The sequence below is a fragment of the Leptotrichia massiliensis genome, assembly GCF_900104625.1.
Classification (GTDB): Bacteria; Fusobacteriota; Fusobacteriia; order Fusobacteriales; family Leptotrichiaceae; genus Leptotrichia; species Leptotrichia massiliensis.
Genome location: NZ_FNVZ01000005.1, coordinates 715,441 through 735,343, shown reverse-complemented (window position 1 = coordinate 735,343; position 19,903 = coordinate 715,441). Strand labels below are relative to the sequence as shown.

Sequence of the window (19,903 nt, the reverse complement as noted above, 5' to 3'; positions counted from 1 at the left end):
TTAGAAAATTTTCATCTGTTCAATTTTATTTCCATATCTTTCCACTCTCATTGGAAAAGTTCCAAATTCTTCACTTTTTAGAATTGCGGGAGTAATATGTCTATCAATTATTTCTCCATTCAATCCGCTTCCTCTTGTTACAACAGCCTTTAATCCATTTAAAGCCAATTGAATATAACTCATATTCACACATAAAGGATCTATATCATTACATTCAAAAAACACTATTTTTTGCGGATTAAAACCCAAATCTTTAATTGCTTTGGCAAATCCTAATACCATACTACCTCCACCAACACAAGGCTCTGACACGATTATTATGCCTTTTTCACATACTTGTTTTATAATTTCTTTTCTGCTGTAACTTAATTTAGCACACATATCCGCAATGTGCTGTGATGTGAAAAATTGCCCCATTTTTCCAGCAGATATTCCCATTGCCATATACAATTCTCCCAAAATATCTTTGTCTGGCTCTTTTTCAATTACAATTGCAAGAATAGCGAAACATTCCATATATTTTTTTAATGTGTCTTTATCATACTGCTTTGCAAGATCTAAATACCTAGTTTCCATTTCTTTATTTCCACAACTAGAACTTATCGCAGCTGCACTTAAATTACAAAAGTCACTAAAGGATCTGTATATTCCCTGTGTAATTGCTATATCTTGTAATTTTTTTATTAATAATTCTTTTTCTACCATATAAAATCCTTCTTTTATATTTTTTTATTTAAACTCTGTATTTTTATTGTCAAATGCTTTAAAATGCCGAGTATAAATATTTTTCAATTCTCTAACCTGTTCCTTTTTAAGATATATCCCTTCCACATAATATTTATTTTTGAATTTTTCTTGTCCCAAAAAATGTTTTTCAATGTGATGTTTTCTACAAAGAGATATAAACCTTCCCTTTAATCCATCATCATATTTATATCCTCCTGCTGTACTGGCGACGGTATCCCAATGTTCCAAATCAATTGATTCTCCATTTTCAAAATCATGTGGCTTATTACATACTGCACATATTCTCTTCTTCAAACAAATATAAACATACTTCTCTGCATCTGGATATATCTGTGCCGCAAATCTTTTTCTCCCATTTTTTTCTTTAATCACAATTGGAACATTATAATCAAGGCCCAACTCAATCAGATATTCAATAAATCTATTTGCTGTATCAATATCTAACGTATCAATTGAATCAGGACTTAATGAAAAATTGGGAATTTCATATTTTTCTGCAAAAAATATTTTCAATATGTCTTTCATATATCCATATTCGCTGCCACCACCTGCAAGATGTTCAGAAAATTGATTTATCAAAGCATATATCATTCTCATCTGCTGTAATGTCATCGCTTTAATTGGAACAATTTCTACTGAATAATTATTTAATATTTTTTCCAGATCTTCCTTTACTCCTGGAACAATCTTTTTCATTGGATAAAATATTTTTATTTTCTTATTCTCAATTTGTGTTCTTAACATTACGATTCTTCCTTAATTTCAATTTTTGATAATATTCCCAGCAATGTTTCCATTTCGGGATTTCTAAAAGCAAAATTCAAATAATCCATTGGATTTCTATAATGATGTTTGTTCTCCTCTATGTGCTGTCTACATGCTTTTTCTGTTAAAAAAACATTATTGAAAATATATTTAAAATCACCAATATAACAATGAAAATACATCCATTCTCTATCCAAATCTTCCAGACAAATATTGTCAATTTCTTTCAAAACATTTTCATCGTCAGTAATTTCCCTTAAAATAGCCTTTACTTCTTCCACACCCTCTGAGGTATATTCAAAAACTCCTAACGAATCCCCTTCAAACACCGCTTCAAAATATTCTCCTTCTCCATTAGGATTTGTTTGAAATTTTTCACTTCTAATTTGATATATTCTAGGATTAGCAGTCATTCTACTATTTTGTGTATTCAATTCGTGCTTTAATTCTTTTAAAAAGTTTATTTCATTCATTGTTAAATTATTTATTATCATTTTTACACTCCTATCAACATTTTATCTTTCAACTCCGACAGATCAACTTTATTTTCAATCTGTGTAGTATTTTTATATTCCAACGGTATAAATTCTAAATTTTGAGTATTCTTTACTCCTATGCTCTCATAAGTAATTCTTTTAGGATTTTTCTGTCCGATAATTTTATAATTACCAGTGTAGTAATCATTTGTTTCATATGGATTTTTTATAAATTCCTTGTATATTCCATCAAATTCCCATTTCAAAAAATTATCAAACTCATCATCTTTCATTGCACACAATCTTTTCCAACCAATAAAATCAATCACAGCATGTATTCCCTTATCCTCAAAATTTATCATCCCACTTTTTCCGTATTTATGAATAGTCTCTATTAACATTTTTTTTGCCAATATCACTTGATTCTCCACATTCCGATTTTTTGCGTACTCAAGTATTTCAGCAATCTGTGGCATAAATTTTTCCTTACTTGTTTTTATAATTTTAAGTGTTGCATTCATAAATTCTTTAGCAGTTAATTCATTTCCTAATGCTAAAAAATAAAGACTTCCTAACTCATTTGGATTTTTTGTATTCGGATAATTTGTACATAATAAATTAAAAACTTTATTAAATTCATCCCTTGTCATCATTGTGTAAATCCTCCTATCAGATCTTCAATACTTTCATCTGTAACTCCTGTAAATCGATTATTAGATTTTTGATAATTTTCTTTTGTATTTTTGACACTAGAATCAGTATTAACTTTATCATCATAATTTCCTTCCAGTACTTTTAATATATTTGCTTTATTAATAAACCAGTCAAATGTTATTTGCCAACTATTTTTATTTTCTCCCTGTAAAAATTTAGAAACATGAACTTTGTCCATTGCCTGAAAAATTTCCTCAATAGTATATTCTTTAAGCAATGTTTTTATTGATTTTTTACGTTTCTCATTTATTTTTAGTCGTGTTCCAGATAGTCCAAATGTATTTGCAATTTCTATCCATTTATTTTTTATTTCCTCACACACAAAAGAAAAATTAATTTTTTCTTTTTGGACACTTGTATTATTATAATAACTATTATTAATATAATTATTATTATTATATTTATTATTCTTATTCTTATTTATTGTCCCCTTATCGTTATACGTGTCGTGCGACGTATCGTTAAAAGTGGCGTTTTCAGGACTTTCATTAATATTTTCTATATTTTCCTCTATTATTTCTGCTTCAATTATTTTATCATCATTTAAATTATCAGAATTTTTTTTATTTTCTAATGCCAAATTTTCCTTAATCATTTTTGGTTTATCAATATATTTTTCTATTATTTTCTTAATTTCCTGTTTTTCACACTGATGATAAATAATTTCTATAAATTTCCTTTGTTTAACTTCTTTTAATTCACTTGAAATTAAATCTTCAAAAGGTTTTCCGCCTTTATTAAGATTTGTTTTTGCCCATTCAAGCAGTATTATTTCCCGTGTTTCAGAATCATATTTAATCAATTTATGCTGCTCCATAAATCTTTTCAATAAATTCCCTACTGATTCAATTGAATATCCCATATCAAATGCTATTTGTTTTTTCGTTATTTTATATATACCTATCTGCGTCGATTTTTCATTTGTCATTAAGTATAAATAAAAAAACTTATCTTCGGGAGTCATTTCTTCCTGAACATAGGGATTGCTCCAAAAATCCGTCTGTATCTGTCTAAACTTAGCCATATTTCTCTCCTTCGACAATAACTATCTCTTTTTATTTTTCCTATTTCTCCAAGCAATAAAATTCTTATATTTCACAAACTTCACGCCTATCAAACTAACATTTTCTCCGTCAATAACAATATACGGATACTGAATTTGAAAATTTCTTATACCCGTATATGTTACTGATCCCACTCCATATTCTAAAATTAAATTTTTTTCTCTTTTCATTTTCTCTCACTTGTGGTATAATAATTTTGAGAATACGAATGTGTTTTTTGATCTTTTATGTCAGTGTTTTTCCACTGGCATTTTTTTATTCAATTTCTTCCTCTTCTTCAAATTCGCTTAATATTTCCATTGTTTCATCAAATCTATTTTTATCGTCAGAAATACCTTTATTAATTTTCTCAATTATTATTTCCATTTCATCATTCAAGGCCCGTATATCGTTTTTAAGCTCCTGAAAACTTTTAGCCTTACTCATTATCAACTTTTCATCAATCCAAGCTCTCAATGCACTCCTAAGACTCGTAAAGTACCATTTTGCTACAAATTGTACTTCACCTTTACTATTTTTCTGTTTACATCCAATCACAAAACATCTTGGTTGACTTTTGATATAATAATTTCCACTCAAATTTATATACATTTTTTATCCTCCAACAATTAATTTCCTTCCAATGCCACTTTTCTTATTTCCGCTATCATTGGAAATTCCCTTTCTATTCTATTTTTTATCATTTTAGAAAAAGCCACTCTCAATTGTTCAATACTTAAATCTCTTAATCCCAAATAATAGATACCTATCTTTTCAGATGTCATTCCTTTTATTCCATAATAAACAATAAAACAACTAAAAACTTTATTAAATTCTCTTAATTCCACTTTTTACTCCCTCCTAATACCCATTTTAATATCTTTACTTTTTCATTCATCTTTTCCGCTTCAGAATCCCATCCTGAAATTCTTACGTGCTTATAAAGTTTCACATTCAACTTTGTAATTTCAATTCCAATTTCTTCCTTTGTTTTCATATTTTTTATCCTCTATTCCTAATTTTTATTCATATCATTTTTTCCTCCAGCTCCAATTTTCTTGTTTTGCTCTCTCAAGTACCTCATGCACTTCAACTTGGCTAATTTTACACCTATTAGCAAGCAATTCCACCTCATAACCTAATAATTTTTTATCTCTTAAAAATGATATTGATAAATTCAAATCATTTAATGTTTCAAGAAATGCTTCCTTTAGATTTTCTATTTCCATAATCCCGCTCCTTCCTATTTCCATTTTTTAAAATAAGATGGCCACCAAAGCAATATCGCCAATAATACTGGAAATGCCAAATTCCCACCAGCAACCCAATGCCCTTTTTCCCTAATCACTTCTAACTGAACCAGTACTGTCATTGTTATCAGGAATATTATTTTTATCAGATTCCTCACTTTCAGCATTTTCTTTCTCCCATTTTTAAATTTCTTCCTTGTCCATTTCTTTTTCCAGCTGTTCTCTTATTGTCATTTTGATAGTCCAACCTTTCTTACAAGTTTCTTGATTCTGTTTTTAATTTTCTTCTCTTCCATTTTTCTTCTTGTTTCTTTATTTTGATTGTTTACTATTACTAAAGCATCATATTTCATTTTAAATTCACATCCCTTTCCTATTATGCTACTACCACATATTTCAGTTCCAAAAATTTTCTATAGCTTATTCCAACATATCTTTCAACATGTACCCTTTGAATATCGTAGTCCCAATTACGTTTCCCAGCTCTCCTTCTTGCTTCTTTTTCATTTTCATCCTTAAATTTGGGTACTGCCGTTCCAAATTTAAGTCTTCCTGTCTGCAATCCAACTCTTACATATTGCTGACCTTTTCCGACAAATTCAGCGGCTTCCTTTATTGTCAATTGCAATTTTGTAGCCTGTTTCCTTATCCAAGATTCTGAAACTTCCATAGTTCTTTCCTTTCCGAGATTGCCGTCCCTTAATTTTTTTGGTGTTTGATTTTTCATTACTTAGTCCCTTGACGATAATTTTCTTTTCCTAATTAACTCCCAATTCCTCAGAATTTTCCCTTTTTAATTTTTCTAATATTGAATCTAATATTCCAAGATTTTTATTTGTCAACTGTTCTTTTTGAACTTTTTCATACCACTTATTCCAAATTTTTTCACAGTTATTTTCTGCTTTTTCCTTTAATTTTTCATCTTGTATCTGATTTATAATGCTATTTATTTTAACTGCCCATCCAGTCATCACTAAATCATTTTTTAGATTATATTTTTCTTTTATCATTTCTTCCGCAACTTTTTTTAATTCACTTACTGTTGCCAAATGAAATGTATCCGTATTGTGAATTTTCATTCTTAAAATTCTCCTTTAAATAAATTTATGTAACTAAAAGAATTTTGTACGATTCTTCTTTTCTTTTTCATCCATATCTTTTAATACTGTGACTATTATTTCATTAATATCATTTTTTTTTTTCGTTTTTGTTCTTACCCTTGTACTATAATTTCTATATTTACTGCTTTTTTTCCTTCGTTTCTTTTTAAAAAACAAAGGATAACCATATAATAATTTTTTAGGTTGCAAAATTTCTTTTTCTTCCTCTTTTTTCCTATCCAATATAACCTTAGTTCCTACCAAAGCTACAATTATAACCGATGTTATCATCAAAATTATTTTTTTCATCTCTCACTCCCTTTCTTTTTATTTTATATATTCTATGATATAATTATTAAAAAATTTTTATCATAGGAGTTTAATTACAATGAATAACAAATATTTTATGCCAAAATACGATTTAAACATTTTAAAACATATTAATGAACATTATAAAATTTCATTTAGAGAACTTTGCTTAAAATATCCAGAAGAAAAATTTTCAACAAACGAAAGGCTTGTTTTTCTAATTTCAGAAGGATATGTTCAATATTATCAAGTCATCGAAAAATCTAATATAGATAATCAAAATTATAAATTTAAAAGATTTATTGTTTCCCCTAAAGGAAAAAAATTTTTACAAGATTACTTTGAACAAAAAAGACAAGACAATATAAATAATTTCAGAACTTTAATTTTAGAAATTATGCGTTCTTTCTTTTTCCCCTTAATCGTTTCTATTATAGCCGCATATCTTACAGCAAAGTTTACAAAATAGTATATTCATTTAGATTTAATAATGAACGAAGTCTTTGATTCTCTTTTTCTAATTTCTTATTCTTAATCTTTAGTTTTACAATTCTCAAAATATTTATTATTGTTTCAATTGTTATCATTACAGAATAGACTCTAATAAATATAATCCAAAACTCTTCTCCCATCCTCTCACTTCCTTCTTTTTTCAAATAACCTCTTTTGTGCTATAATATTATCGCCAAACAAAATCAAACAGAAAAGAGGTGTCACTATTATTAAAGCTATTGTTTATGCGATTTCAAAAGTTATCGCATTGTCTTTTTTGAATTAGTTTTAATATGTGTCCTTACGATTTAATGCATCTAACAAAAGGACACATCTTCTATTTCTACTTCTAAAATTTTTCAATTCCGTACATTTGTATAAATTTTTGTAAATTTCTTGTTTTATTTCTTTTTCTTTTTCAAAATCTCTGTGTTCACTTCTTCTAATTGCAGTAAAAATATGTATAACATCAGTAATATTATTTTCGTCTTCCAACAAATCTATTCCTGATTCAATTTTTGTAAAATCTTTTTTTAAAAAATTCAACATTTCTTCATAATATTTTTCTACTAACTTTTTCTCATTTCCCATCCTCTCACTCCCTTACTTCAAAATCTTATTCATTTTTAAATATCTTATGCTATAATCTAACCATCCTAAATGGAAGGAGGTACAGCGATTATGTATAAAGTTTATGCTTGTCTACTTGGATAATGGACTGAACTTACTGAAGATGATTATCAAATTGGATATAATAATCAATTCTTTTCTCCATATAATTGGGCTAAAGAGGGATATATAAAAAATATTCATAATTTTATCGAAAACAGTTTTTATGATATGTCAATAGTCCAAATTATTCATAAAGATAAAAAATATTTTTTAAGTCCAGTACATATTCAAGTTGTTATAGAAGAATAGGGCTTTTAATACTTTTATAAAAATCTTTTATTTTTTTTAGAGACTCATCTTCTGTAATTTCAACATCAAAGGTGAGTTTCTCTTTTTTATTTTTAAAATATTTTTCTATTTCTTTCACAACTATTTTAAATTCTAATTCTGTAAGTCCTTTTAACGCTTCCATTCCCGCTACAACTTTTTCAGTTTCTATTTCTCCCTGTGCAGGAAGATGTACTCTCATTAAAATACCTCCTTTCCAAAAGAAATTAAATTATTAATTAAATTTACAATTTTTAGCAAATATTCGTAATAACAACATTTGGAAGAAAACTAGAAATATAGCATTGTCTTTAGGAATTTTTTCCTTATCTGCTTTAAGAGATATTTCAGTCAATCTTGCTTCCGACACTGTGATTAATTATTTTAAGTGATTTAAAATTTGAAAATTCTAAAATAATTTTAGTTTTTGGAAAAATATCATTACTATTTTCGGAATGCTGTATTTCGTATGCAGTAACTCCTTCCAAAATTTTTCCATCCATTTGTACCTCTAATGTTTTTTGACTTTTTATATCTCTTATAATCTTAAATTCTGGCAAATTTTCAAATCTTTTATTTACGTCTGACATTTATATTATTATCCTTTCAATAATTTTTCCTTCTCCCATCCTCTCACTCCCTTCTTTCAAATGTTGTTGCCTTTTAGGTAACGCATTGAACAAAAAAAATTGGAGTTGGATTTTTTATATCTAATAGATCTACAAGTTTGTCAATATCGTTTGTTGTCAATGTTCCTTTTTTTATCCTATTTCTAAAGGTTCTAACTTGTAATCCTATTTCTTTGGCTACCTCATCTTGAGTATAGCCTTTACTTATCCATATCTCCCTTAGTCCTCTCTGATTTATCATTCGACCACCTCTCTTTTTCCTATTAGGTTACAAATAAGATACCACATATTTTTACTAATGTCAATACCCGATAGAAAAAAAAAATTTAAATTCAGGAAAAAAACGTTGCATTTTAGGAAAAATGTAGTATAATATCAATAAGAAAAAAATAACGAGGTATAATATGGAAATTTCTAAATCACGAAAAAAAATAAAACCAACTGATAAAGAAATTAAAAGAGCAGAAGAATTAAAAAATTTGAGACTAAAAAATAATCTTAGTTTAGAAGAAGTTGCTCAAAAATTAAATATATCCAAAGTTACGTTATCAAGATATGAAAATACTGATATAACAAATATTCCAATGGGGAATATTGAAAAATTAGCAAAAATTTACAAAACAACTCCTGGATATATTATGGGTTGGGAAAATAATTTAAACAATAATGTTCAAATAGATCCGTATTTTGTAGACACATCAGTCTTAACTCCAGAAGAACTTGCAGAATTTGAAAAAGTTACTGGAGTAAATAAGCAACTATTTTTCAATGATGTTGATGATGAACATGATATGGCTGTATTCAAACGTGCTGTAATAGACATATTAATAAAACAGAGAGAGAACAAAAAATAGGATTTTATGCACAAAACAAATTTTAAAAAGTTGGCAAAAACTTTAATAAAAAAATATGGAACTGATAATCCTTTTAAAATTGCAGAACATCAAGGAATAAAAATTATCTATTCCGATTTTTCATCTTGGCTAGGCCTATACACCTGTATTGGAAATGAAAAAACAATTTTCATCAACATCAAACTTCCCTACTTATCCAAACGAATAGTATGTAGCCACGAATTAGGACACGGACAGCAATCATTTAATGAAGCTGTATCTATATTTATGAAAGTGAAAAACTTCTGTCCGAAACAAGCCAAGTTGAACAAGAAGCAAACGAATTTGCTGCAACTTTAATATTTAACAATAAGGATATTTATAAACTTGATTTAACAGAGTTAGATAAAAAGTTATTAAAAGAATTAGAAAAATATTTATAAATTGGAGAACAATTTTTGTGGAAGAAAATAAAGAAACAATTTTAGTATTTTACGTAAAAGGTTCTGTAAAAAAACCTTATAGAGTTGCTTTTTGGAAAGAAGAAAACTCTAAGGACATACACAGCGGTTGTGGTTGTCCTGCCGGAAGAAGAATGCAATATTGCAAACATAGATTTCAGTTAATTGAAGGTGATCTAACTAATTTAGATGATTCAACTGAAAATGCAAAAGAAAAATTAGAAGTCTTGTATAACTGGCTTGAAGATAGTGATATTGGAGATTTCTTTGAAGATTTTATCAAAGCTAAAACAGGAGAAAAATTAAGTAAAATAATAAATGGTATGAAATTTTATTACTCCGAAAATTTAGGAACTAGAAAAAATCAATGGGGATTTGATGAACCATACTACGAATACAGAGATTTTACAGATGATGAATTAACCGAAAAATTTGGAATTTTACATAATGAATTATCTGAAGAAGAATTTCTAAATATCATTGAATCCAATGTAATTGTAGTTGGAAACAATAATAATAACTATATTTTTGATGAAAATAGAAAATATTATGGCACATTTAACGGAAGCCGACAAAAATTTAAAGGATACGGATTAATAAAATTAAAAGATAACAGATATACAAAATCTCAATATTTAATTGAAAGCCTTAAATATTATAAAACTATTAATATAAAAAGTTTGAATGAAAAGATGAAAGAAATTATGAAATAAGAAAGGAAAAATATTTTTATGAAAAAATTATTATTGTTTTTGTGTTTAGGAGTTTTAATTGTATCATGTGGAGATGAAGAAAGCAAAGAAACATCACCAGAACTTAAAGTTGATAAACAAGTCGAAAAAACAAATGAAGAAGCACCAAAAAAACAAGGTTTTGAACCTAGAATTATAAAAAATCAGGAAACTGGAGAATACATTATACAAGTTTATGTACCAGAAACAGCCACTCACGATGAAATTTATAAAACTATAATGGATCTTCAACTAAAAAAAAGAAAAGATTTTTTAAATGATAATATTGTTATAGTTGCCTACAGTGATGAAGATTTTATAAATAAACGTCTTATGGGAACTCACGCTCAATGGAAAATGGAAAAAAGTGCAACCAAATATATGAAAATCTTACCAAGAACTGAACAATTAACTCCTGAAAATAAAAAAGATTTTCTAGAATATTTACAAATTATTGAAGCACTACAAGATTCTGGAGACGACTTAAAAAAAGCTAAAAAAGAAGCTGAACCTCTTATGAAAGCAAAACATCCTGAAAATTATAAAGATATAATACAAAAAGCAGAAAAATATCTTTACGGAATAGAAAATGAAAAAACTGAGGAAGAAAAATTAATGGAGAGTGCAGAAAATCCTGATCCTAACAGTAGTTATCAAAAATTTAAAAAAGAAAAAGAAAAAAATAAATAATATTCAATAAAGTGAAATTAAACCAAAGAAAAAGAGATTTAATTCCAGAAAACGTAAAAAATTTAAAATAATACTTGACAATTTATAAATTATAAAGTACGATAAAGTATATCAATACCTTTGCAGTACTTTAAATAGTACAGGGTTCCGGCCTACGCAAAGGTTTTTTTTTATAAGGAGAAAAAAGAACAGTTAATACCTATGATGGAAAACATCTATCTTTTGAAGAACAAATAGAACTGTTTGAAAAACGAGGAATGAAAACTGGGGAATATCATTACCCCAGAAAAAAGAAATAGAAAATTTTACAATACATGTGCTAGGAGCGTGATTTAATGGACGAGAGAAAATTTAGTGAATATTTGAATGCAAATTCAAATAAATATATTCAGGATAAATATTCAATGAGTTTAAGAGAACTAATAACCATGCATCAAAACTCAGAGATTAATTTAACACCTGTTTACCAAAGATTATTTAGATGGACTGAAGAACAAGCTAGTAAGCTGATTGAATCTATAATGTTAGGAGTACCACTTCCACCTATTTTTGTATCAGTCCGAAACGGAAATTGGGAAGTAATAGATGGCGTTCAAAGAATATCTAGTATTCTTTGGTTCTACGGAAATCTAGAAAATAAAAAACCTTTAACGTTAAAAAATTTAGAAATTCTTAAAGAATTAAACGATAAAACATACAGCGAATTAAAAAAGAAATATTCGAGTTCTGTATTCAAATTTTTTGACATGAGAAGAATTGATGTTAATTTATTCGTATCTGAAAATATAGAATCTGAATACACTCTTTTTAATAGACTTAATACGGGTGGAATTACTTTATCTGCACAAGAAATCAGAAATTTTTTAATTTCAAAATTAGATAATAAATTTTATGAAGAAATTAAAGCTTTTAAAGATACTAATTTATGCGAACATGTTTTAACCATTAGTCCTAAACAGAATTCAGAAGACTATAGAAGTGAGCTGTTAATTTATGCATCAATTATAATAAATAATGATATTGATTTTGAAGGTAAAAAAGGAATAGAAATATTTAAAAGTATAGCTAAAAATAACTACTCGTCACGTGATAGGTTTATAGATTTATGCATAACAGAAGTTTTAAAGAATGGTAAAGCAATAAAAGATATACAAAGCATAATGAACTTATTTGAAATCATACACAGGCAAGTACCTATAAAACCTTTTGCAAACGGAAGGAAATTTTCACCTTTTTTATACATTTGTGTAATTTCATTTATGCATAAGCATATTAGTGAAAATATAAATTTACCAGAAGTAATAAACAGAATCCAGAATGACGAACGATATAAGAAAAAAGCAAATAGAGGGTCAAACGTAGTAGATCAATTTATCAGCGGTATTGAAATAGGGAGAAACATATAATGAAAAGTAGACCTGATGAGAAATTAATATTTGAATTAACTACTGCTCTGAGTAACAGAAAAAAAGAAATAACAGACTTTTATATGTACATTCAGGGTTGTCAAAGTTCGGGAATTGCGGAAATATTAAATAAATCCTTCATACTACTATTATATGCACATTGGGAAGGATTCATAAAAGAATACACAATAAAATATTTTTCATTCATTATATCTCAGAAACTGGTTTTATCTAAACTTACTGAAAATTTTTTATTAATATATTTAAAAAGTCTTTTAAAAACATATAAAGTTGACAAGAATATTTTTCAAGAAAAAAAGATACTTGATCTGGTTTCAAAAGGTTCTAAATTCAAAATAAAAATTGACGAATATTTTGAAAAATATACAGTAGGAAGTGAAAGCAATTTAAAATTTAAAAATTATAAGAATATTTGTACCATCTTAAATTATAGCTTGATAGATGAAACTAATGTATTTGAAACAAATTTGGAAAAATTAGTGCATAATAGAAATTCGATAGCACACACTGGCTTGAAAGCTAAAGAAAATACCTATTCTGATATTTTAGATATTGAGATTATGAAAAATTTAATAATTGGAGAAATGGAAAATTTTCATAGTTTTATAGAAAAAAATATAGTTAATAGAGAGTATTTAGCGTCTATGCATAATGCTTAAATTATGATATAATAATTTGAGGTGAAATTTTATGATAAAAATAATAAATTCAGATATTATCGAGGCTTTAAATACAATAGAAGATAACACAATAGATTTAATCTTTATAGATCCTCCTTATAATTTGAATAAAAAATATAAAGGAACTTCTGATTTCTGGAATACAGAAAAAGATTATTTAGACTGGTGTTATCAGTGGTTAGAATTGGGTATAAATAAGTTAAAGAAAGACGGCTCTCTGTATTTTATGTGCTCAACACAATTTTATGCATATTTTGATATCTTCATAAGAGAACGACTGCATATAAAATCAAGAATTATATGGGAGTATGATAGTTCAGGTGTACAAGCAAAAAAGCATTTTGGTTCTCTTTATGAACCAATAATCTTTGCAGTAAAAAATAAAAATAAATATACATTTAATTATCAAGATATTTTAGTTGAAACTAAAACAGGAGCAAAAAGAAAATTAATTGACTATAGAAAAAGTCCACCTGCTCCGTATAATGATAAAAAAGTTCCAGGAAATGTTTGGCATTTTCCAAGAGTGAGATTCAAAATGGAAGAATATGTAGAACATCCTTCTCAAAAACCTGAAATTTTATTAGAACGTATTGTAAAAGTTAGTTCAAATGAGAGTAGTGTTGTATTAGATTTATTTGCAGGTTCATTTTCATTAGGAAGAGTATGTAAACGACTAAACAGGAACTATATTGGGATTGAAAAAAGTGCAGAATATTCTAAATTAGGCAATTTAAGGTTAAAATAATCCTACGGCAATAGGATTCGTAAAAATGAGATTAAGAACTAAAATTTTAGAAGGAATAAAAAAAATAGCCCCTACGGCAATAGGGACTAAGCAATGTGATATACTCACAAACACCAATAGAAGTATATCACACAAACCTTTAAAATTCAATACAAGGAGTGTGATTTTTTTATGAAAAATCCAAATGGATATGGAAGTGTATCAAAACTTTCTGGGAAAAGAAGAAAACCTTTTATAGTACGCATTACAACAGGTTTTGATATGGAAGGCAGACAGATAATGAAAGTATTAGGGTACTATGAAACACAGGCCAAAGCGATAAAGGCCCTTGCAGACTATAATGATAATCCGTATAATATTAACTTGAGTGATGTCACACTTAAAGAAATTCTAGACAGAATAATGGAAAGTAAAAAAAACTCAATTGAAAAATCAAGTCTGAAGTCTTATAAAGTGTGGTGCAATTATTTAAAGCCTTTATACAACAAAAAAATAAAAGATATAAGAACTATAGAACTTCAAAATTTTATAGATAATCTCTCCCATTTATCAAGTGGAACTTTAAAAAATTTAAAATCTTTCATAGGAATACTTTTCAAAAATGCAATGGAGATGGATATAATCGTCAAGGACTACAGCCAGTTTATAAAATTGCCTAAACATAAACCAAAAATAGAAAGAAAGGTTTTTACTAGCGAAGAAATTGCTTTACTGTGGGAAAACATTATTGAATTAGAATATGCTGACGTAATTTTAATTCTGATTTATACAGGTATGCGAATAAACGAACTTCTAAAACTTCAAAAAACAAACGTAGATTTAGAGCAAAATATAATCATTGGCGGAAGTAAAACTGAAGCTGGAAAAAATCGTGTAATACCAATACATCCAAAAATACTCCCACTCATAATTAAAAGAATGGAAAACAAGACAGAATACCTGATTCCAAATAGAACTGAAAAAAGTTTCTACAATTATAACAATTTTAGAAAAAATGAATTTCTGAAAATAATGGAAAAGCTGGATATATCACACACAATACACGATACCAGGCATACCTTCGCTACAATGATAAGCGATGTGTCAGATAACGAGAGTGCAATAACTGGAATAATAGGGCATACAAACATAAGTATGACTAAGAGATATACACATACCAACATTGAAAAGATGAGAAAAGAAATTGAAAAAATAAATTGATATATTTTTTGACGGCTGAACAGACAGCCGCCTTTTTTATGAACACTACATATTGTGATATTTATTGTATTTTAACCACAATATATAGTGTGTAATTGTTACGTATTTGTTACATACGTAGTTATTTTACGTGATTTTTAGATACAGTTTAATCGCCACAAAGTACTTTAAATACAGTATTTCTGTTTTTAAGAAGTCTTAATAATCATTTCTTAAAATTTTCAATATTAATTCTCTTATAATTCTTTTAAAATTTCCAAGTTATGTTAAACTGTGTATTAGATATTTATATCAAAATTTTTATTTTAGCTTTTTTCTTTCCAAATTTAACAAACAATAAAAGAAAATTCCATTGACAAACACCCCAAAAATGAAGTAAAATTTAATAACAAAATGAGGAGGAAACTTAATGGCAAAAAAGAGAGCATCAAAAACAAATAAAAACAATAACAAAATCAATGGATTAAATATAACATTTGAATCAATTTTAATTGGAATTATTGGAGCAATACTTGTATCTGCCAGCTCTTTTTATATCGTACTCAAATTTGGAGCATTACCATGGCCAACGATAATGGTTACACTTTTATCAATGATGGCACTAAAATTCTTTAAAAAGACGAATAATAAGGAAATTACAATTACACATACCATTATGAGTGCTGGTTCAATGGTGGCGGGAGGAGTTGCCTTTACAGTTCCAGCCTACATTATTTTAGGCGGAAAATTAACAGACATAAATCAGCGGCTGCTTTTTATCACAATTTTGATTGGAAGCATTGCAGGTTCATTTTTGTCCTACATTTTTCGTTCAAAGTTAATTGAAGAAGAAGATTTGGAATTTCCAATTGGGGAAGCGGCTTACAATCTTGTAAATTCTGGTAAAAATACTGCGAGTTTTCATTATGTTTCATTTGGAACGTTATTTAGCTCAATTGTGGCTCTTTTTCGTGATTTTAGCTTTACAAAAGGAAAAGCTCCTATTATTCCAGCATTAGTTTCACTAAAAAATGTGCCTTTCAGCTTTTACGTATCGCCTCTTTTAGTTGGAATCGGGTATGTGCTTGGATTTTTAAATACATTTGTCTGGTTTTTAGGTGGCGCTGCTGTAATTTTTGTTTGGGAACCGCTTGCAAAAATGTTTAAAATTGCTGATTTTCCCATTATGAAAAATAGTTTTGGAATGGGATTTATGATTGGAATTGGAATTGCTGTAATTTTAAAAATTATTTTTTCAAATAAATCAAAGAATAATTCAGAAAATAGAAGTATCATTACCAAATTATTTATTTTATCAGCCGTTTCAATAATTATAATAATTTTTATTTATAAACTTCCTATATTTCTTGCATTAGTTTTAGTCCTAATCTCGATTTTATGCACGATAATCGCAGGTTATTCGACTGGAAAGACTGGAGTTAATCCAATGGAAATTTACGCCATAATCACAATTCTAGTAATTTCATTTTTAAATAAAATGTTAAACGGATTAAACATTGGCGGAATAAAATTTTCTACAAACTTAAACACTCTGACGTTATTTTTACTAGCTTGTATTATAGCTGTCGCATGCGGACTTTCTGGGGATATTCTAAACGACTTTAAATCGGGATATAAAATGAAAGTAAATCCATCAGAACAGCTTTTTGGTGAATTAATCGGCTCAATCGTAAGTTCTTTTGTAATAACATTCTTATTTTTTGTATTTTTCAGAGTCTATAAAACTATCGATCCAGTAGAAAATACCGATTTGATAGCATTACAAGCCTCCATTGTTGCAACAGTAATAAACGGAATTCCGTTTTTGAATATTTTCTTTATTGGACTTGCAGCGGGACTACTTTTAAGCCTGTTAAATTTACCAGTTTTAACTTTTGGAATCGGAATCTATGTGCCGTTTTATTTAACTTCAACAGTATTTTTAGGCGGACTTGCAAGTTTTTTTGGAAACAGAATTTCACAAAAATCTCACTCAAACCTGCTTTTAATTTCTAATGGATTAATGAGCGGAGAAGCGATTATAGGCGTTATTTTATCAATTGTTGCTTATATTAAGCTGTTTGTAAAATAAAAAAATATCTTTATATATTTAAATTTAGACAAGATTTTGAGTTTAATTTTTTAATAAACTCACTAACAGAAAGGAAAAATAATGATTTTAGGATTTGATATTGGAAATACACATATTATACCGATTTTTTATAATGAAAATGGCGATATTCTAGCAACTTTCAGAATACCAACACATCTGGAATTTACTGAAGATACTCTTTTTGTAATGTTAAAAGAATTTGCCAAAAACAGCAATTTAGAAATTTCAGATATTAAAAATATTGTTGTTTCATCAGTTGTTCCAAATATTAACGAAAATTTTACAAGACTTGGAAAAAAATATTTTAACATCAATCCAATGTTTGTAACACTTGACAATGTAGAAAATGAAATAAAAATTTTGCCAAATATGGAACGTGGTCTCGGTGCAGACAGGATTGTAGACATTTTAGCGGCAAAAAAACTATATCCAGAAAAGGAACTTTTAATAATTGATTTTGGTACAGCTACAACTTTTGACATGATAAAAGATTCCACTTATATGGGTGGCTGCATTCTTCCTGGAATCACACTTTCAATAAATGCCTTATTTAGCAATACCGCTGCCTTGCCAAAAATTGAATTTACCAATCCTGAAACAGTTTTAGGAATAAATACAATTTCACAAATAAATGCCGGTATCTTTTACGGAAATGTTGGTGCAATAAAAGAATTGATTTTACAATACAAAAATTCCTTTCCAAACGCTTACGTTATTGCAACTGGTGGACAGGGACAGAAAATTTCAGAATATATCAAAGAAATTGATGAATATGTAGCAAAACTTGGAGAAACGGGAATTTTTGAATTTTACAACTTAAATAAAAATAAATGAAGGAAATAAAATGAATAAAATAACAAAAAATATATTAATTGGCTCAATAATTACAATAGCTGGAGCAGTTGCAACCCAAAATGTTGTTGCTGGAATTCTTTACCATGAATATAAAATCAAGACATATTATGAAAAAGATGATAAATCTCGAAAAAATCAGGATTTTATGATACTTCTTCACGGTATTTATGGAAAAAGTTCAGATATGGAAAGTATCGCACAAAAATTTAAGAATGATTACAGGATTATCAATATTCAGTATCCTACTACCAAGGACACTGCTGAAGAGATTGTTGAACGTTATATAAAGCCAAATATTGAGGATATTAACGGGCAAATTTATGCAGATAATTTGCATAGAAAAATAGAAAATCAGTATTATGAAATTGATGAAAATGGTAAACGAAAAGATAAAAAAAATGATGAAAATGTACAAAAAAATATAAAGATTAATTTTGTAGCACACTCGATGGGAACTGGGATTTTACGATATTATTTAAAGGAAAATACTCTTGAAAATTTAGGAAAAGTTGTATTTATTTCTCCGCCATCGCACGGAAGCCATCTCGCAGATGTTCCATTTGTAGACAAACTTCCATTTATGCTTGGAAAAGTCGTCCCACAATTTAGCACAAAAAAGGATAGTTTTGTAAATCAGCTTGGCGAGCCTAATTACGATTATATGATTCTGATTGGAAATAAGACAAATAATCCGCTATATTCAATGATAATTCGTGGAAAGGACGATGGAATGGTGCCTTTGGAAACTGCGAAAATGGAATCTGATAATTTTAAAATTATTAATAATACTACTCACACGAGTATTTTAAAAGATAACCGAACAATGAAGGAGATTTCTGACTTTTTAAAAAGTCCTGATATAAAAGAAAATGATGAAAAAAAAGCCAACAAGACGAACTAACTACACAACCAAAAAAACTACAAAAACAAGAAATATTCCAAAAACTGAGCAACCTTTCTTAGAAGGGATTTCCTGTGATATCTATGTTGGAAAAAAAGCTGGCATTAGTGTACGAAATACAATCCAAAAAGCCAAAAAATCAGTCACAGTAATTTCTCCCTTTTTAAGTGGAAATATGATATCTGAAGATATTTTTAGTTCATTAAATAAAGATGTGCAGGTAAATATTATTTCAAAAGATAATGAAAAAATTTATCCTTTTTTACGAAAAAACTTATTTAAATATCATTCAATGCCAGGTTTTGGAAAATTTATTCTCCTCTTAGGAAAACTTATACTGATAATACTCTATTTAATTTTGTCGATTTTAATACTGGAAATTTTTACACTGTTTCTTTTTGATGTTTCCTTTATAAAGTCTGTATTTCCAATTACAAAAGCTAATCTTCTAGCTTTAACAATTTTTCTAGGACTTTTTACATTTTTCTTAAGAACAGTAATAAAAAACAATGAATTTTACTATTCATTGCGTGATAATTTTAATATTCATATTTTAAGCAAGAACTACGATCTTCACAGCAAAATCTACATAATTGACAATAAAATTGCATTTTTAGGTTCCTTAAACTTTACCGACACAGGATTTATGCTAAATCACGAAACTTGCATAAAAACAACCGACAAAACTGCAATTAAGCACTTAAATAACGTTTATAAAGATTTACTGAAAGTAAACCCAATATCACTAAAAGAATTGAAATATAAAATTAGCAAAAAAGATTAGAGTTGCCTAGTTTAACAATTTAGACAACTCTTTTTTT

33 protein-coding genes are annotated in these 19,903 nt (G+C 27.8%); 13 read left to right on the top strand and 20 right to left on the bottom strand.

Translation table 11 applies throughout. From position 1 onward, the window contains the following. From BQ5344_RS07530 to BQ5344_RS07475, 15 genes are all read right to left on the bottom strand, one after another. Complete coding sequence (locus BQ5344_RS07530) at window positions 1–705, bottom strand: N-6 DNA methylase (RefSeq protein ID WP_071124810.1); 705 nt, start codon at window positions 703–705, stop codon at window positions 1–3. A 24-nt stretch (window positions 706–729) separates the two neighbouring features. After that, the gene (locus tag BQ5344_RS07525; protein WP_071124809.1) at window positions 730–1,491 is read right to left on the bottom strand and encodes a putative HNHc nuclease; all 762 of its coding nucleotides are present in this window, start codon (window positions 1,489–1,491) and stop codon (window positions 730–732) included. Then, on the bottom strand, window positions 1,491–2,006 hold the full coding sequence (locus BQ5344_RS07520; RefSeq protein WP_071124808.1) for a hypothetical protein: 516 nt from the start codon (window positions 2,004–2,006) through the stop codon (window positions 1,491–1,493). The genes BQ5344_RS07525 and BQ5344_RS07520 overlap by 1 nt, the downstream gene beginning before the upstream one ends. 2 nt (window positions 2,007–2,008) lie before the next feature. Next, complete coding sequence (locus BQ5344_RS07515; RefSeq protein ID WP_071124807.1) at window positions 2,009–2,641, bottom strand: hypothetical protein; 633 nt, start codon at window positions 2,639–2,641, stop codon at window positions 2,009–2,011. Beyond that, on the bottom strand, window positions 2,638–3,726 hold the full coding sequence (locus BQ5344_RS07510; RefSeq protein ID WP_071124806.1) for a hypothetical protein: 1,089 nt from the start codon (window positions 3,724–3,726) through the stop codon (window positions 2,638–2,640). Before BQ5344_RS07510 ends, BQ5344_RS07515 begins: the two co-directional genes overlap by 4 nt. Window positions 3,727–3,747: 21 nt before the next feature. Then, window positions 3,748–3,936, bottom strand: a complete 189-nt coding sequence (locus BQ5344_RS07505; RefSeq protein WP_071124805.1) for a hypothetical protein — start codon at window positions 3,934–3,936, stop codon at window positions 3,748–3,750. Between the two features lie 85 nt (window positions 3,937–4,021). Continuing rightward, entirely contained in the window at window positions 4,022–4,357 is a 336-nt protein-coding gene (locus tag BQ5344_RS07500) for a hypothetical protein (protein WP_071124804.1), read from the bottom strand. 17 nt (window positions 4,358–4,374) lie between these two features. Beyond that, complete coding sequence (locus BQ5344_RS07495) at window positions 4,375–4,593, bottom strand: hypothetical protein (protein ID WP_071124803.1); 219 nt, start codon at window positions 4,591–4,593, stop codon at window positions 4,375–4,377. After that, window positions 4,584–4,742 carry a hypothetical protein gene (locus BQ5344_RS12195; protein WP_158663010.1) on the bottom strand — a complete coding sequence of 53 codons (159 nt, stop codon included), beginning with the start codon at window positions 4,740–4,742 and terminating at the stop codon, window positions 4,584–4,586. Before BQ5344_RS12195 ends, BQ5344_RS07495 begins: the two co-directional genes overlap by 10 nt. Window positions 4,743–4,776: 34 nt before the next feature. Next, the gene (locus BQ5344_RS07490) at window positions 4,777–4,974 is read right to left on the bottom strand and encodes a hypothetical protein (RefSeq protein ID WP_071124802.1); all 198 of its coding nucleotides are present in this window, start codon (window positions 4,972–4,974) and stop codon (window positions 4,777–4,779) included. A gap of 14 nt (window positions 4,975–4,988) precedes the next feature. Beyond that, entirely contained in the window at window positions 4,989–5,162 is a 174-nt protein-coding gene (locus tag BQ5344_RS12190) for a hypothetical protein (protein ID WP_158663009.1), read from the bottom strand. Window positions 5,163–5,225: 63 nt separating this feature from the next. Next, window positions 5,226–5,348, bottom strand: coding sequence for a hypothetical protein (locus BQ5344_RS12525; protein WP_268872974.1), 123 nt, complete (start codon window positions 5,346–5,348; stop codon window positions 5,226–5,228). A 23-nt stretch (window positions 5,349–5,371) separates the two neighbouring features. Continuing rightward, complete coding sequence (locus BQ5344_RS07485) at window positions 5,372–5,722, bottom strand: hypothetical protein (protein WP_071124801.1); 351 nt, start codon at window positions 5,720–5,722, stop codon at window positions 5,372–5,374. A 31-nt stretch (window positions 5,723–5,753) separates the two neighbouring features. After that, entirely contained in the window at window positions 5,754–6,074 is a 321-nt protein-coding gene (locus BQ5344_RS07480) for a hypothetical protein (RefSeq protein WP_071124800.1), read from the bottom strand. 33 nt (window positions 6,075–6,107) lie between these two features. Continuing rightward, on the bottom strand, window positions 6,108–6,404 hold the full coding sequence (locus BQ5344_RS07475) for a hypothetical protein (protein ID WP_071124799.1): 297 nt from the start codon (window positions 6,402–6,404) through the stop codon (window positions 6,108–6,110). 79 nt (window positions 6,405–6,483) lie between these two features. On the opposite strand from BQ5344_RS07475, the gene BQ5344_RS07470 reads away from it, so the two are divergent. Continuing rightward, complete coding sequence (locus BQ5344_RS07470; protein ID WP_071124798.1) at window positions 6,484–6,873, top strand: hypothetical protein; 390 nt, start codon at window positions 6,484–6,486, stop codon at window positions 6,871–6,873. Here BQ5344_RS07470 and BQ5344_RS07465 read toward each other — a convergent pair. The 5 genes from BQ5344_RS07465 to BQ5344_RS07445 form a co-directional block, all read right to left on the bottom strand. Beyond that, entirely contained in the window at window positions 6,863–7,060 is a 198-nt protein-coding gene (locus tag BQ5344_RS07465) for a hypothetical protein (protein WP_071124797.1), read from the bottom strand. The genes BQ5344_RS07470 and BQ5344_RS07465 overlap by 11 nt on opposite strands. A gap of 124 nt (window positions 7,061–7,184) precedes the next feature. After that, window positions 7,185–7,487 carry a hypothetical protein gene (locus BQ5344_RS07460; protein WP_071124796.1) on the bottom strand — a complete coding sequence of 101 codons (303 nt, stop codon included), beginning with the start codon at window positions 7,485–7,487 and terminating at the stop codon, window positions 7,185–7,187. Window positions 7,488–7,803: 316 nt separating this feature from the next. Further along, window positions 7,804–8,037: a hypothetical protein gene (locus BQ5344_RS07455; RefSeq protein WP_071124795.1), complete on the bottom strand. Its 234-nt coding sequence runs from the start codon at window positions 8,035–8,037 to the stop codon at window positions 7,804–7,806. 145 nt (window positions 8,038–8,182) lie between these two features. Continuing rightward, entirely contained in the window at window positions 8,183–8,425 is a 243-nt protein-coding gene (locus BQ5344_RS07450; RefSeq protein WP_071124794.1) for a hypothetical protein, read from the bottom strand. A 73-nt stretch (window positions 8,426–8,498) separates the two neighbouring features. Further along, window positions 8,499–8,705 carry a helix-turn-helix domain-containing protein gene (locus tag BQ5344_RS07445; RefSeq protein WP_071124793.1) on the bottom strand — a complete coding sequence of 69 codons (207 nt, stop codon included), beginning with the start codon at window positions 8,703–8,705 and terminating at the stop codon, window positions 8,499–8,501. Window positions 8,706–8,868: 163 nt separating this feature from the next. On the opposite strand from BQ5344_RS07445, the gene BQ5344_RS07440 reads away from it, so the two are divergent. The 12 genes from BQ5344_RS07440 (at window position 8,869) to BQ5344_RS07385 (ending at window position 19,866) form a co-directional block, all read left to right on the top strand. Further along, entirely contained in the window at window positions 8,869–9,318 is a 450-nt protein-coding gene (locus BQ5344_RS07440) for a helix-turn-helix domain-containing protein (protein WP_071124792.1), read from the top strand. Between the two features lie 6 nt (window positions 9,319–9,324). Next, the gene (locus BQ5344_RS07435) at window positions 9,325–9,657 is read left to right on the top strand and encodes an ImmA/IrrE family metallo-endopeptidase (RefSeq protein ID WP_071124791.1); all 333 of its coding nucleotides are present in this window, start codon (window positions 9,325–9,327) and stop codon (window positions 9,655–9,657) included. Between the two features lie 100 nt (window positions 9,658–9,757). After that, a complete protein-coding gene (locus tag BQ5344_RS07430) occupies window positions 9,758–10,471 on the top strand; it encodes a hypothetical protein (protein ID WP_071124790.1) in 714 nt (237 codons plus the stop codon). A gap of 18 nt (window positions 10,472–10,489) precedes the next feature. Next, window positions 10,490–11,179 carry a hypothetical protein gene (locus BQ5344_RS07425; protein WP_071124789.1) on the top strand — a complete coding sequence of 230 codons (690 nt, stop codon included), beginning with the start codon at window positions 10,490–10,492 and terminating at the stop codon, window positions 11,177–11,179. A gap of 335 nt (window positions 11,180–11,514) precedes the next feature. Then, on the top strand, window positions 11,515–12,585 hold the full coding sequence (locus BQ5344_RS07420) for a DUF262 domain-containing protein (RefSeq protein ID WP_071124788.1): 1,071 nt from the start codon (window positions 11,515–11,517) through the stop codon (window positions 12,583–12,585). Next, entirely contained in the window at window positions 12,585–13,265 is a 681-nt protein-coding gene (locus BQ5344_RS07415) for an MAE_28990/MAE_18760 family HEPN-like nuclease (RefSeq protein ID WP_071124787.1), read from the top strand. The genes BQ5344_RS07420 and BQ5344_RS07415 overlap by 1 nt, the downstream gene beginning before the upstream one ends. Window positions 13,266–13,296: 31 nt before the next feature. After that, window positions 13,297–14,034 carry an adenine-specific DNA-methyltransferase gene (yhdJ, locus tag BQ5344_RS07410; protein WP_071124786.1) on the top strand — a complete coding sequence of 246 codons (738 nt, stop codon included), beginning with the start codon at window positions 13,297–13,299 and terminating at the stop codon, window positions 14,032–14,034. 171 nt (window positions 14,035–14,205) lie between these two features. Then, complete coding sequence (locus BQ5344_RS07405; protein ID WP_071124785.1) at window positions 14,206–15,234, top strand: tyrosine-type recombinase/integrase; 1,029 nt, start codon at window positions 14,206–14,208, stop codon at window positions 15,232–15,234. A 409-nt stretch (window positions 15,235–15,643) separates the two neighbouring features. After that, on the top strand, window positions 15,644–17,305 hold the full coding sequence (locus BQ5344_RS07400) for an OPT/YSL family transporter (RefSeq protein ID WP_071124784.1): 1,662 nt from the start codon (window positions 15,644–15,646) through the stop codon (window positions 17,303–17,305). A gap of 81 nt (window positions 17,306–17,386) precedes the next feature. Beyond that, a complete protein-coding gene (locus tag BQ5344_RS07395) occupies window positions 17,387–18,160 on the top strand; it encodes a type III pantothenate kinase (RefSeq protein ID WP_071124783.1) in 774 nt (257 codons plus the stop codon). 10 nt (window positions 18,161–18,170) lie between these two features. Further along, a complete protein-coding gene (locus BQ5344_RS07390; protein ID WP_071124782.1) occupies window positions 18,171–19,082 on the top strand; it encodes an esterase/lipase family protein in 912 nt (303 codons plus the stop codon). Then, a complete protein-coding gene (locus tag BQ5344_RS07385) occupies window positions 19,054–19,866 on the top strand; it encodes a phospholipase D-like domain-containing protein (protein WP_071124781.1) in 813 nt (270 codons plus the stop codon). Before BQ5344_RS07390 ends, BQ5344_RS07385 begins: the two co-directional genes overlap by 29 nt. Window positions 19,867–19,903: the final 37 nt, after the last annotated feature.